Consider the following 13,430-nt stretch of genomic DNA (forward strand, 5'->3'; position numbering starts at 1 on the left):
GACTGAGGGCGCGATCGCCAGCCGTCAGCAAACCCGCCACAGGTTATCGTGCTGTGGCGAGGGCTGCTCGCTCAGAACGAAAAATAGCCGACCACCGGTACGTGGTCCGATGGTTTTTCCCAGGCTCGCACATGTTTTTCGATGCTGGTGGAGGTAAGCCTGTCGGCGGCTTCCGGTGAGAGCAGCAGGTGATCGATGCGGATGCCGTTGTTCTTCTGCCAGGCGCCGGCCTGATAATCCCAGAATGTGTAGAGTTTTGTCTGGTCGGTCGTGGCTCGCACCGCATCGGTCAGGCCGAGCTGTTCCAGCCGGCGGAAGGCCGCGCGCGTCTGTGGCAGAAACAGCGCGTCCGTCTCCCAGGCGCGCGGATCGAAACAATCATGCGGCTCGGGAATGACATTGTAGTCGCCCGCCAGAATCAGCGGTTCTTCCAGACGCAGAAGCGCCTCGGCATGCCGGCGAAGCCGTTCCATCCAGGCGAGCTTGTAGGGATATTTCACCGGATCGTCGGCGGGGTTGCCGTTCGGCAGATAGATCGATGCGACCCGGATGACGCCGGATGGGACCGAAAACACCGCCTCGATATAACGTGACTGCTCATCGTTCTCGTCACCGGGAAGCCCGCGCATCACCTCGTCCGGTTTTGTTTTCGACAGGATGGCGACGCCGTTGAAGCCCTTCTGGCCATGCGTTTCGACGTGGTACCCGAGCGCCTCGATCTCCAGGCGCGGAAAACCTTCGTCGACCGACTTGATCTCCTGGAGGCACACGATATCCGGCGCGGAATCGCTCAGACACTGGCGGAGATTGTCGATGCGTGCCTTGACGCCGTTGATGTTCCAGGTGGCAATCTTCATGAAAAAGGGATTCCTTGATGCGGATCCCTTTTTATCGCATGGGCGGCCCTTGGGAAGCCTCAAATGCCGCTTTCCTCAGATGGAAAAGCTGGTGCCGCAGCCGCAGCTCGCCACCGCATTCGGGTTCTTGATCTGGAACGACTGACCGAGCAGGTTGTCGACGAAATCGATCTCCGAGCCCGTCATGTAGACGAGCGACAGGCTGTCGATCAAAACCTTGGCATCGCCTTTGGCGATCACCAGGTCGTCGTCCTGCGGGGCCTCGACCAGATCAAATTTGTAGGAAAAGCCGGAACAGCCTCCGCCTTCGACGGAAACGCGAAGGGCCTGCTTGGAGGCGTCGGCGCTGACGATTTCTGCGATCCGCTTGGCGGCCGCTTCGGAAAGGGTAACGGGTTGTTCGCTCATTTTCTTGCCCTTCTGCCGGGGTCAAGGCCCGGAGATTGCCGTGATCGGCTTTGCGCTGTCACGCTCTATAGGTATGAAGGGTGAAATCAAGCGTCAATGGTGCTTCGCATGTGCCGGGCGCAAGACCTACATGAGTGCAGGGGTTCCGATGACGATCGATACACGCAGTCTGGGATTTGGCTCCGGAGAGCGGGCCGTCTACGCCGCCGATCCCTGGGCGACCCGCGGGCGGCTCGTTCCGGAAGGCTCCTCGCTCACGCGGTCCGAATTCCAGCGCGACCGCGACCGCATCGTCCATACCACCGCCTTTCGCAGGCTCAAGCACAAGACGCAGGTTTTTATCGGCGTCGACGGTGATCATTACCGCACGCGCCTGACCCACACGATCGAGGTGGCGCAGATCGCCCGTGCGCTCGCGCGGGCCTTGAAGCTTGACGAGGATCTCGCCGAAGGCGTGGCACTTGTCCATGATTTCGGCCACACGCCCTTCGGCCATACCGGCGAGGATGCCCTGCACGAGTGCCTGCAGCCCTATGGCGGCTTCGACCACAATGCGCAGTCGCTGCGAATCGTCACCAAGCTCGAGCGGCGTTACGCCGAGTTCGACGGCATCAATCTCACCTGGGAAAGCCTGGAGGGTCTCGTCAAACACAACGGTCCGCTGGTGGACAAGATCGGCGCCGGAACGCGCGGACCCGTGCCGCAGCCGATCCTCGATTATTGCGAGCTGAACGACCTGGAACTGTCAAGTTTTGCCAGCCTTGAGGCGCAGGTTGCGGCGATCGCCGATGACATCGCCTACAATACGCACGACATCGATGATGGTCTGCGCTCCGGTTACCTGACATTCGAAATGCTGGAGGATGTGCCGTTCCTCGCGGCCATGATGCAGGAGGTGCGGGCAAAATATCCGCACCTGGAACCGGCCCGTTTTGCCAACGAAATCATGCGCCGACAGATCACCCATATGGTGGAGGATGTGATTGGCGTGGCACAGGACCGATTGTCGCTGCTAAAACCCCAGAGCGCGACCGATGTCCGGCAGGCCGATCACGTCATCGCGACCTTTTCGCCTGACATGATGGAAACCGATCGCGCCATCAAGAAGCTTCTGTTCTCACGTATCTATCGCCATCCGGACATCATGGAGATCCGGGCAGGGGCGGCACGCATCGTCACCGACCTATTCCACGCCTACATGGCAGATCCCAGCCAGATGCAGAGCCATTACTGGGTCAGCCACATTGCGGGGCTGAGCGAGGCGGCCAAGGCCCGGCATGTGGGCGATTATCTGGCCGGCATGACCGACACCTATGCGCTGAAGGCGCATCGCCGGATGTTTGACCATACCCCGGATTTGGGCTAGGCACCCCACCAAACGAACCTTGACGGGCCGTTCCACGGGACGGTCCGCATGCTGGGATGCAGCACATGAACCTTTTTGCCGAATTCGAAGTCCGCATCAAAGCCGCTCTGGAAGCGATCGATATCGTGAAGGAAAAGCGCGACAGCGTCGATTTCAGCCGCGTCACCATCGAGCCGCCGCGTGATTCGAGCCACGGTGACGTCGCAACGAACGCTGCGATGGTTCTGGCAAAGCCGCTCGGCACCAATCCGCGAGCGCTCGCCGACATCATTGCCGCAAAGCTGAAGGAAGACGCCGACATCATCGAGGTGACGGTCGCCGGCCCGGGCTTCATCAACATCCGCCTGTCGTTGTCCTATTGGCAGAACCTGCTGGCCGGCATGATCAAGGCGGGCACCGATTACGGCCGCTCGAGCGTCGGTGCTGGCAAGAAGGTCAATGTGGAGTTCGTCTCCGCCAATCCGACCGGCCCGATGCATGTCGGCCATTGCCGTGGCGCCGTTGTGGGCGATGCGCTGGCCAACCTCATGGGCTTTGCCGGTTACGAGGTGGCCAAGGAATACTACATCAACGATGCCGGCTCACAGATCGATGTGCTGGCGCGCTCCTGCTTCATTCGCTACCGCGAAGCGCTGGGGGAGACTGTCGGTGAGATCCCGGCTGGTCTTTACCCGGGCGATTATCTGGTGCCGGTTGGCCAGGCGCTCGCCAAGGAATTCGGTACCCGTCTGCACAACATGCCGGTCGAAGACTGGATGCCGCTCGTCAAGGAGCGCGCCATCGATGCGATGATGGTCATGATCCGCGAGGATCTGGCCGCTCTCAACGTGCATCACGACATCTTCTTCTCCGAGCGGACCCTGCATGCCGATGGCGGCGCGCCGATCCGCCAGGCGATCAACGATCTGACCTTCAAGGGCCATGTCTATCGCGGCACCTTGCCGCCGCCGAAGGGGCAGCTGCCGGAAGATTGGGAAGATCGCGAACAGACGCTGTTCCGCTCGACAGATGTCGGCGACGATATCGACCGGCCGCTCATCAAGTCCGACGGCAGCTATACCTATTTTGCCGCCGACGTTGCCTATTTTAAGGACAAGTTCGAGCGCGGTTACGACGAGATGATTTACGTGCTCGGCGCCGACCATGGTGGCTATGTCAAGCGGCTTGAGGCGGTTGCCCGCGCCGTCTCCGGCGGATCTGCGAAGCTCACCGTGCTTCTGTGCCAGCTCGTGAAGCTTTACCGCAACGGCGAGCCGGTCAAGATGTCGAAGCGCTCCGGCGACTTCGTCACCTTGCGTGAGGTGGTGGAGGAAGTGGGGTCGGATTCGGTCCGTTTCATGATGCTCTACCGCAAGAACTCCGAGCCGCTGGATTTCGATTTCGTCAAGGTGACCGAGCAGTCGAAGGACAATCCGGTTTTCTACGTGCAGTATGCCCATGCCCGCTGCATGTCGGTGTTCCGCCAGGCCGCAGAAGCGTTTCCGGATCTGGATTTCGAATCACTTGATCTTTCCGAAGCCGTTTCGGAGATCAAGGATCCTGCTGAAATGCAGCTTGTTGCCAAATTGGCCGAATATCCGCGTCTGATTGAGGCCGCTGCACAGTCGCAGGAGCCCCATCGGCTTGCTTTTTACCTCTATGATCTGGCAAGCTCCTTCCATGCGCATTGGAATAAGGGCAAAGATAATCCCGACTTACGGTTTGTTAAGGATAACGACCGAAAATCCAGCATCGCCAGACTTGGGTTGGTGCGCGCCGTAGCGTCTGTTCTGAAATCTGGTCTTGCCATAACCGGCACGACCGCTCCGGACGAGATGCGATAAGCACGCCACCATTTCCCCACAAAGCGCTGGCATTGGTGCGTTGGCGTAGGTGAGTGGACGAGGGAATGGCAGATAGTAGCGTTGCACGTGGCCGTATCGGCGGAGCGGACTTCTTTGCAGATGACGATCCGTTGGCGGAACTCGCTCGCATTGCAGGCTATGAGGAAAAGGTCGTCGCGGTCCCGCAGGCCTCCGTTTCCGCTCGTCGCGAGCCGAGCTTCAACCTGGAAGACGAGCTTCTCCGCGAATTCGAACAATATGACGAGCCGCGGACGGAGCCTGTTGCTCCGGTCGCTCCGGTTGCCGCTGCACCCGCTCGGTTCGTCGAACCGGAGGCGCCTGTTGCGCGCGTCGAGGCCGATCCGTTTGCGGATGTCGAGCCCACGGAACAGCCGTCGGTGACGTTCCGTGCGTCTGGTGATCAGTCGCTGGCTCAGGCTCCCCTCGTTGATAACTGGCAGCAGCCTGACGGGATGTTGCTGGTCGAAAATCTTCCTCCGTTGGCATCGGCCTTTGCGCAGCCGCCGTCGCCTGATGTCGAAGCTGAGCCTGATTTCAGCGGCTTTGATGCGGATCTGATCGCGGAGCTGGAGACATCGATTGCCTCGCCGGCCCTGTCGCAATTGGCGGCGCGTGCGCCGAGCCGCGGTGCCTACGAGCCCGGTTTTCGGATGCCGTTGACGAATTTCGTTGTGGCTCCGCCGCGTGCGCGGCCGCACGATGTCGATCCGGTTCTGGATGGCGGCGCAGACGTTCAGCCGCAGCCGGTTGCCTCGACCTGGGCCACGGATTTTGCCTCGGACGTCGCTGCCGTTCGTGCACGGCCCGTTTCGCCGGAGCCGAAGGTTCCGACGCCCGTGCCGGTGCCTGAGGTTGAGCCGGTCTTTGCCCAGCCCGTCGTCGATGTCCTGTCGCTTCAGGATGAATTGGCGCAGGTCTTCGAAAGAGCGGACGAGCCCGTTCGGACGCCGGACATCGAGCCTGTCCCTGCCGTGCAGTCTGCGGCCCCCGTGATCAGTGAACGTCGCTCCGAGCCGGTTTTCGAACCGGTCGGTCGGCAGGATCTGGATGTCCAGCTGAAGGAGCCTGTTGCGGTAAAGCCCGCGCAGGCACCCGATATGATGGATGATGACTTCGAGCTGATGCTCGATGATCTCGAGCTCGATCTTGCCGACCTGATGCAGGACGAGAAGCCGGCGCAGGTGGCGCAGGCAGAGGTGGCGCGCCGGGAGCCGGTTGCCGAACCCGTTGTCGAACCGTCGCCGGCGGCTTTCGTGCCGCGCACGCAGCCCGTGCCGACGCTTGCCCCGGAAATCCCGGCCTTCCTTGCCCAGTCGCGGCTTGCGCCGGAGGCGGCGGTGAAGCCGGCGGTGCCCGTTGATCCCGTCCCGTCCGCGGTGCCGGCTCCGGCGGTGCAGCCCGCCCCTCTTGTTGGCGACGGCGATGCGTTCGATCCGACCCTGCTCGCGGATGCCGAGGAAATGCCGGAAGCGGTTCCGGACCTCGACGTACCCGAAATTCCGGTACACGAGCCTGAAAAGCCCGTAGCACCCCCGTCGGATTTCGATCTGGATCTTGATTCCGAGCTTGCCAGCTACCTCGATACGGCCGGCATGTCTCAACGTGCTGTGCCCGCCCAGACTGCGGCAAAGCCGCAGGAGCGGACGCTCGGCCGGGCAACCGCCGTCGCCTCTTCTCCGTCTGCTGCGTCTGCCGCCCCGGCTCAGAGCCCGGCTGCGACCGTGACGAAACAGAAGCCGGACGACGGGCTGGATGATTTCGAGCGTGCGCTGGAAGAGGATTTCCGTCGCAGCCTCGCCACTCCCTTGCGTCCGACGCCGGTCGACGAAGCCTATGCGGACGAAACGCCTGTCTATGAGACCGGTCGCCGGTCGCTGGCTTCCTTCGCCATGCCGCTGTCGATCGCCGGCTTCGTGGGGATCGTCGGGATCTCCGCCTATGCCTGGTACGCGACCGGAAAATCGACTGCCGGCAATGACGGAAGCCCGGTGGTCATCGCCGCCGATTCCGAGCCGGTGAAGGTGGTCCCGGAAAATCCGGGCGGCAAAACCGTCCCGAACCAGGACAAGGCCGTCTACGATCGTGTGGCCAGCGGCTCGCTCAGCGATCCGAAGCAGCCGTCGCTGATCTCTTCCGAGGAGCAGCCGGTCGACGTGGTGCAGAAGACCCTCACGCCGGAAACCCTGCCGCTTGAAGGCGAGGATGAGGCGCAGTCGGAGATGACGCCGGTTGGCGATACGCAGGACGCGCGGCTTCTGCCGACCAACGCTCCCACCGGGCAGGCGAAGTCTGCTGATTCGGAACAGCTGGCCGTTATGCCGCGCCGTGTGAAGACGATGATCGTGCGTCCTGACGGAACGCTGGTGGAGCAGGTGACCGAGGTGCCGGCGACCCAGCCGGTGAGGACGCCTGCCGCGAGCGTATCGACTGAAAAGGTTCCGGCAGCCCCGGCGCTTGCCGAGCCGACGCAACTGGCGGGAACCGGACCCGCCGCCAGCAGCACGCCGACGAACCTTGCCGATGTGAATGTCGCGCAAACCACCGCTTTGACGGGCGCGACGAACGTGGCGCAAACTACGCCTTCGACGGCACCCGCCGGGGTTCCTGCACCGAAGGCACCGGTTCCGACGGCTCGTCCGACCGACCAGCCTGTTCAGGTCGTGGCCGCCGTCACCAGCCAGGGCAATGTCCGCAACGATCTGAGGACGGCAACGACGCCGGCTGCTCCGGCCCCCGCGCCGGTTGCCGCGGCAACGCCGGCTTCGGTTCCGGCCTCGGCTCCGGCTGCCCAGGCGGGTGGTTATTTCATCCAGATCGCCTCTCTGCCGTCTGAAGCCGACGCCCAGAAGTCCTATCGCAACCTGTCCTCCAAGTTTGCAGGGGTGATCGGTGGCCGCGGCATGGATATCGCCAAGGCGGAGATTGCCGGCAAGGGGACATTCTACCGGGTGCGGATTGCTGCAGGCAGCACGCGCGACGAGGCTGCCGCTCTCTGCGAGCGTTACCGCGCCGCCGGTGGCACCTGCCTGATCGCCCGCTAAGGGTGGTCTTATCCGATCCTGAAATGCGGGGCGCTGATGACGCCCCGTTTTCGTTTCCGCCCGCCACGGGCTCCGTTTTCACATCCTGACGAAGAGTTTTTCCATGAGCCAGTCGAAGGCAATGATCCTCGGGTGCGCCGGCCTTTCCCCGACGAAGGATGAGCTTGCGCTCTATCGTGATGAACGCCCCTGGGGTTTCATCCTGTTTGCCCGCAATCTCTCCGAGCCGGAACAGATCAGGGATCTCGTGGCGAGCCTGAAGGACACGATCGGCCGGCCGGATGCGCCGGTGCTGATTGACCAGGAGGGCGGGCGGGTTCAGCGCATCCGCGCGCCGCATGTGGAAGCCTATCCGCCGGCCGCCCGGCTTGGTGAGGTCTATGAGGCCGACCGCGGCGCCGGCCTTCGCGCCGCATGGCTGATGTCGCGTCTGCACGCCTTCGATCTGACCCGGCTCGGCATCACCGTCAACTGCCTGCCGGTGCTCGACGTTCTGGTGGAAGGCTCCACCCAGGCGATCGGCAACCGTTCCTATGGTCGCGACCCGGCCATGGTGACGGCCCTCGGGACTGCCGCCTCGGAAGGGTTGAAGGCGGGCGGCATGTTGCCGGTGATGAAGCACATCCCAGGGCACGGGCGCGCCATGGTCGATTCGCATCACGACCTACCGGTGGTGACAGCCTCGCTCGAGGACCTGGATGCGCAGGATTTTGCGCCCTTCCGGGCCCTGAAGGACGAGGTGATGGCGATGAGTGCCCATCTGGTCTTCACCGCCGTCGACCCGGACCGCCCCGCCACGACCTCGCCGAAGGTGATCGAGGAGATCATCCGCGGCCGGATTGGTTTCCACGGCCTGCTTCTCTCTGACGATAGCTCGATGAACGCCTTGAAGGGCACGCTTGGCGAACGCGCTGCGGATATTGTCGCGGGCGGCTGCGATATTGTCTTGCATTGCAATGGGGTGATGGACGAAATGAAGCAGGTGGTGGCCGAGGTGCCGGAGCTTGCGGGCGAGGCATTGCGGCGCGCAGAGGCGGCACAAGCGGCCTTCCGTCCGGCAGATGGCACGGATGAGCGGGCGGCAAGGGCCGAGTTCTGGGCACTGGTCAGCCAGGCACAGGCATAAGCGGGAGCCTTGAACGGCCCCGGGAACAGGGGCGGGGATGGCCGTTGAGACATCACAGCCTGCCATTCCGATGGACAGGCTCTGGCAAGACAGCGACGCGCGGGGTGTCAGCGAGCCCGCGCTCGTCATCGATGTCGGCGGTTTCGAAGGTCCGCTCGACCTGCTTCTGCATCTTGCCCGCACCCAGAAGGTCGATCTGCAGCGGATCTCGGTTCTGGCGTTGGCTGAACAGTATCTGCTGTTCGTCGAAAGCGCCCGGCGTGTGCGTATCGAGCTTGCCGCCGATTATCTGGTGATGGCGGCCTGGCTCGCTTATCTCAAATCGAAACTTTTGATCCCGCAGCAGTCGCGCCAGGATGATGGCCCGACGGGCGAGGAAATGGCCGCGACGCTGGCCTTCCGGCTGAAACGGCTGGAGGCGATGCGCGAGGCGGCAACACGGCTCGTCAACCGCAACCGGTTGGGACGCGAGATTTTTGCGCGCGGTGCGCCGGAACATATTGCCGAGCGGAGCGGCGCGACCTTCGAGGCTGAGCTTTACGATCTCCTGAAGGCCTATGCCAACCTGCGCCAGCGCCAGGCGGTAACCCAGGTGACAATCGAGCGGCGCAAGGTCTGGTCTCTGGTGGAGGCCCGCGAATTGCTGACCACGATGATGGGCGACATCGGCGACTGGACGGCGCTGCAGAGTTATCTCCTGGAGTTTCTTTCGCCTTCGGACCGTGTCACGGCAACCGCCAGCGCCTTTGCGGCATCGCTCGAACTGGTGCGCGAAGGCAAGATCGAGATGCGTCAGGAGGGTGCCTTCGGCCCGCTGTACCTGCGGCGCGGTGCAGGCCGAACGCATCTGGCTGATCGTGATGCGACCGCTAAGAGTACAGGCGACAAGGCTGGTGATCGTGCGAGTGATAAGGAATGAGTGGCGTGCCGGTCGAGGATGACGATCTTTTTACGGAAGACAGGCAGGACATGGCTCCGAGCGCGCTGGAGCTTGAGGCGGAACGTATCGCCGAGGCGCTGGTGTTTGCCTCGGCGGAGCCGGTTTCGGAAGGCTTCCTGATGGAGCGCCTGCCACGCAACGTCGATGTGAAGACGATCATGTCGCGGCTCGTGCGCCTGTATGCCGGGCGTGGTGTGAACCTGATCCGGATCGAGGACAGATGGGCCTTCAGAACCGCGGCGGATCTTTCCTTCGTCTTCCGGCGCGAGGATGGCGAAGCCAAGAAACTCTCCCGTGCCGCACTCGAGGTACTGGCGATCATCGCCTACCACCAGCCGGTGACGCGGGCCGAGATCGAGGATATTCGTGGCGTGCAGACCTCCCGCGGCACGCTTGATGTGCTGATGGAAGCCGGCTGGGTGCGTTTTCGAGGACGCCGGCGGACGCCAGGCCGGCCGGTGACGCTCGGCACGACATTGCGGTTTCTCGATCATTTCGGCCTGGAGGAAATCCGCGACCTGCCGGGTCTTGAGGAGTTGAAGGGGGCAGGGCTGCTGTCCGGCCGTATTCCTCCGGATTTCCGCATCCCGCTTCCCGCGAGCGCCGACGAACTCAGCGAGGACGAGGACCCGATCACGCAGCTTGATCTGGAGGAACTCGGCCTCTTGACACCGGGCGGCGGAGCGGACGAATAGCATGCCGTTTGCCGTGGACGGCGTTGCGCGGCGTTCGATGGGACCATCGATCGACCGTTCGGCGGCAGCACAGGGCGATAAAGTTAGGCCGGAGAGCATGACCCATTCCACGCCCGCTCGGGCATCGACTGCCATTCGTCGCACCGCGGGCGTCACATTCGCCTCCAGCCTTTCCTTCGAGGCGATCGAGCACAGCTATCACGGCAAGGAGACCATCCGGGGCATCGATCTCGAAGCCAAACATGGCGAGGTCCTGTGCCTGTTGGGACCGTCCGGATCCGGCAAGACGACGCTCTTGCGTATTGCTGCCGGGATCGAGGTCCAGACCGGTGGTCGTGTGTTGATCGACGACCGCGAAATGGCCGGACCCAACGTCTTCGTCCCACCGGAAAAACGCGGTGTCGGGCTGATGTTCCAGGATTACGCGCTGTTCCCACATCTCTCGGTCGTCGAGAACGTCCGCTTCGGCCTCACTGCTTTGCCCGCCCGGGAGGCGGTTGCCGAAGCCATGGTGGCGCTCGAACGGGTGGGGCTGTCCCATTACGCGGACAAATATCCGCATGCGCTGTCCGGCGGCGAGCAGCAGCGTGTGGCGCTTGCCCGTGCGCTCGCCCCCCGTCCCAATGTTCTCCTGATGGACGAGCCCTTCAGCGGGCTTGATTCGCGCCTGAAGGATACGATCCGCGCCGATACGCTGGACGTGCTGCGCCAGACGCGGGCGACCGCCATCGTCGTCACCCATGATGCGGAGGAGGCCATGCGCATGGCAGACCGGATCGCGCTTCTGAATGACGGCAGGCTGGTCCAGGTCGGCCGCTCGCAGGACCTCTACCGGCGTCCGCAATCCTTGTTCGCGGCCGGCTTCTTCTCCGAGATCAACCGTCTGGAGGGAAGGGTGGTCGGCGGTCGTGTCACGACTCCGCTGGGGTCTTGCGGTGCAGGCGACCGCAAGGATGGCGAGGATGTGGATGTGGCGGTGCGTATTTCCTCGATCTCAGTTCTGCCCGAGGGCGGCGCGGTTGCCGCCCGTATCCTGACGCGGCGGTTCCTCGGCGTCGTCGAACTGCTGACGCTTGCGGTCGACGGACTGTCCGAGCCGTTGCGCGCGCGCATCCGCGCCGACCAGCTTCCGGACGGTCTCACGGACGTGACCGTAAAGGTTCAGCCGGACGACATTTTGGTGTTTGAAAAAGATCCCTAAACGTCTTACATCGAACACGACGCGCAATCATGGAGTGGAGTCATGGGTTCTTTTAGTGTTTGGCACTGGCTGATCGTTCTGGTCATCGTGCTTATCTTCTTCGGACGCGGCAAGATCCCGGAACTGATGGGCGACGTCGCAAAGGGCATCAAGAGCTTCAAGAAGGGTATGTCCGACGAAGAAACCGCCGATACCACGGCGACGAAGACCGTCGACCACAAGCCGGAAGAAACCAAGTAACCTGATTGGTGCCGCGCCCGAAACGGCGCGTCTTCCGAGGAGCATAACATATGCTGGACATCGGCTGGACCGAGCTTTTAGTCATCGCGGTCGTCTTGATCGTTGTCGTCGGGCCGAAGGACTTGCCGCCGATGCTCCGCGCCTTTGGCAAGATGACGGCCAATCTGCGCAAGATGGCGGGCGATTTCCGCACCCAGTTCGATCAGGCCCTGCGCGAAGCCGATATGGATGACGTACGCCAGACGATTTCGGATGCGCAGCGTTTCCACCCGGCCAATGCGATCCGCGAGGCGATCAATCCGCTGCGCGAAATGGGCAACGAGATCCGGAGCGATCTCCAGAAGGCCACAACGATGACGCCGCTTGCCGAGGCGAAGGCTGAAGACGGGGAGGCATCCGCTTCTCCGCTTGAGGACCTGATCCCAGCGCCGGAGCTTTCGCTTCCGGAAAGCGCGCCGGCCTCGGTTGCCGCAACGCCAGCCCCATCGCCGGCTCAGGGCTCGACGACGGCACCGGTTGCTGTCACGGCCACAGGCTCTTCCGCCGCTGCCGGCCAGCCGTCCGTCACCGCGTCGGGTCCACAGCAGGCGGCGCCCTCCGGGTCGTCGTCCGCACCTGCGGCAGGAACACCGGCCGCCGAAAAGAAGCCGCGCGCGCCGCGCAAGCCGAAGGCGAATGCAGCTGCGGAACCAGCCGTCGACGTGGTTCAGGCCGAAGCGTCGACCAAATCCGCCCCGAAGAGAACCCGCACGCCCGCCAAGGCTGCAGACACAACCGAAACCTCGGTTGTTGCTGCCAAGCCCGCGACCCGCGCCCGCAAGAAGCCGGCGACCCCCAAGGATAACGCATGAACGGCGAAATCGACGACAAGCCTCAGCCGCTCATCGAGCATCTGATCGAGCTGCGCACGCGCCTCATCTGGTCGCTTGCGGCCTTCTTTGGGGCCTTTCTGGTCTGCTTTTTCTTTGCCAAGCAGCTGTTCAACCTGCTCGTGGTTCCCTACAAGTGGGCCGTGGTCTGGGCCGGACTTGATCTCGCAAAGTCGGAACTCATCTACACCGCGCCGCAGGAGTTCTTCTTCACGCAGGTGAAGGTTGCCATGTTCGGCGCGCTGGTGATTGCCTTCCCGATCATCGCCTCGCAGCTCTACAAGTTCGTGGCGCCCGGCCTTTACAAAAACGAGCGGGCGGCTTTCCTGCCGTTCCTCGTCGCTTCGCCCATCCTCTTCCTGCTCGGTGGTGCGCTCGTCTATTTCTTCTTCACCCCCATGGTGATGTGGTTCTTCCTCGCCATGCAGCAGGCGCCGGGTGAAGGGGAGGTCGCGATTTCCCTGATGCCGAAGGTCTCGGAATATCTGTCCCTGATCATGACGCTGGTGATGTCGTTTGGCCTCGTCTTCCAGCTGCCGGTCGTCACGACGCTTCTGGCGCGGGTTGGCATTTTGACCAGCGACTGGCTGCGCGAGAAGCGGAAATACGCGATCGTCATCGCCTTCGTTGTCGCAGCAGTGCTGACGCCGCCCGATCCGCTGTCTCAGATCGGCCTTGCGCTGCCGACCATCCTTCTCTACGAGATTTCCATCTATGCTGCCCGACTCGTGGAGCGCAAACGTGCGAGCGAAGAGGCCGCTGTTGCTGCCGATTCCGGCTCCAACGTGGCCAGTTCGGACCAGACATAGCATTCGTTCCGGCAGAACCGGGTTCGGGGGTCGG

12 protein-coding genes are annotated in these 13,430 nt (G+C 62.9%); 10 read left to right on the top strand and 2 right to left on the bottom strand.

Going from position 1 to position 13,430, the window contains the following annotated elements; translation table 11 throughout:
- Nucleotides 1-71 precede the first annotated feature (71 nt).
- Both xth and erpA read right to left on the bottom strand, forming a co-directional pair.
- Nucleotides 72-857 (bottom strand): exodeoxyribonuclease III, encoded by a 786-nt coding sequence (xth, locus tag OU993_RS24075; protein ID WP_268161458.1) that lies wholly within the window; start codon nucleotides 855-857, stop codon nucleotides 72-74.
- 75 nt (nucleotides 858-932) lie between these two features.
- Nucleotides 933-1,265, bottom strand: a complete 333-nt coding sequence (gene erpA, locus OU993_RS24080) for an iron-sulfur cluster insertion protein ErpA (protein WP_268161459.1) — start codon at nucleotides 1,263-1,265, stop codon at nucleotides 933-935.
- Nucleotides 1,266-1,413: 148 nt separating this feature from the next.
- Here erpA and OU993_RS24085 point away from each other — a divergent pair, with 148 nt between their 5' ends.
- The 10 genes from OU993_RS24085 (at nucleotide 1,414) to tatC (ending at nucleotide 13,396) form a co-directional block, all read left to right on the top strand.
- Nucleotides 1,414-2,631 (top strand): deoxyguanosinetriphosphate triphosphohydrolase, encoded by a 1,218-nt coding sequence (locus OU993_RS24085; protein WP_268161460.1) that lies wholly within the window; start codon nucleotides 1,414-1,416, stop codon nucleotides 2,629-2,631.
- Nucleotides 2,632-2,696: 65 nt separating this feature from the next.
- A complete protein-coding gene (gene argS / locus OU993_RS24090) occupies nucleotides 2,697-4,454 on the top strand; it encodes an arginine--tRNA ligase (RefSeq protein ID WP_268161462.1) in 1,758 nt (585 codons plus the stop codon).
- A gap of 65 nt (nucleotides 4,455-4,519) precedes the next feature.
- Nucleotides 4,520-7,516, top strand: a complete 2,997-nt coding sequence (locus OU993_RS24095; protein ID WP_268161463.1) for an SPOR domain-containing protein — start codon at nucleotides 4,520-4,522, stop codon at nucleotides 7,514-7,516.
- Nucleotides 7,517-7,619: 103 nt separating this feature from the next.
- On the top strand, nucleotides 7,620-8,642 hold the full coding sequence (gene nagZ, locus OU993_RS24100) for a beta-N-acetylhexosaminidase (protein ID WP_268161464.1): 1,023 nt from the start codon (nucleotides 7,620-7,622) through the stop codon (nucleotides 8,640-8,642).
- A 37-nt stretch (nucleotides 8,643-8,679) separates the two neighbouring features.
- A complete protein-coding gene (locus OU993_RS24105) occupies nucleotides 8,680-9,561 on the top strand; it encodes a segregation and condensation protein A (RefSeq protein WP_268161465.1) in 882 nt (293 codons plus the stop codon).
- Nucleotides 9,562-9,611: 50 nt separating this feature from the next.
- Entirely contained in the window at nucleotides 9,612-10,277 is a 666-nt protein-coding gene (scpB, locus tag OU993_RS24110) for an SMC-Scp complex subunit ScpB (protein WP_268162517.1), read from the top strand.
- A gap of 97 nt (nucleotides 10,278-10,374) precedes the next feature.
- Nucleotides 10,375-11,478 carry an ABC transporter ATP-binding protein gene (locus OU993_RS24115; protein ID WP_268162518.1) on the top strand — a complete coding sequence of 368 codons (1,104 nt, stop codon included), beginning with the start codon at nucleotides 10,375-10,377 and terminating at the stop codon, nucleotides 11,476-11,478.
- 42 nt (nucleotides 11,479-11,520) lie between these two features.
- Nucleotides 11,521-11,718: a twin-arginine translocase TatA/TatE family subunit gene (locus OU993_RS24120; protein WP_268161466.1), complete on the top strand. Its 198-nt coding sequence runs from the start codon at nucleotides 11,521-11,523 to the stop codon at nucleotides 11,716-11,718.
- 50 nt (nucleotides 11,719-11,768) lie between these two features.
- Entirely contained in the window at nucleotides 11,769-12,569 is an 801-nt protein-coding gene (gene tatB / locus OU993_RS24125) for a Sec-independent protein translocase protein TatB (RefSeq protein ID WP_268161467.1), read from the top strand.
- Nucleotides 12,566-13,396 carry a twin-arginine translocase subunit TatC gene (gene tatC, locus OU993_RS24130; RefSeq protein ID WP_268161468.1) on the top strand — a complete coding sequence of 277 codons (831 nt, stop codon included), beginning with the start codon at nucleotides 12,566-12,568 and terminating at the stop codon, nucleotides 13,394-13,396. The genes tatB and tatC overlap by 4 nt, the downstream gene beginning before the upstream one ends.
- Nucleotides 13,397-13,430: the final 34 nt, after the last annotated feature.

The organism is Rhizobium sp. SL86, assembly GCF_026672545.1.
Classification (GTDB): domain Bacteria; phylum Pseudomonadota; class Alphaproteobacteria; order Rhizobiales; family Rhizobiaceae; genus Neorhizobium.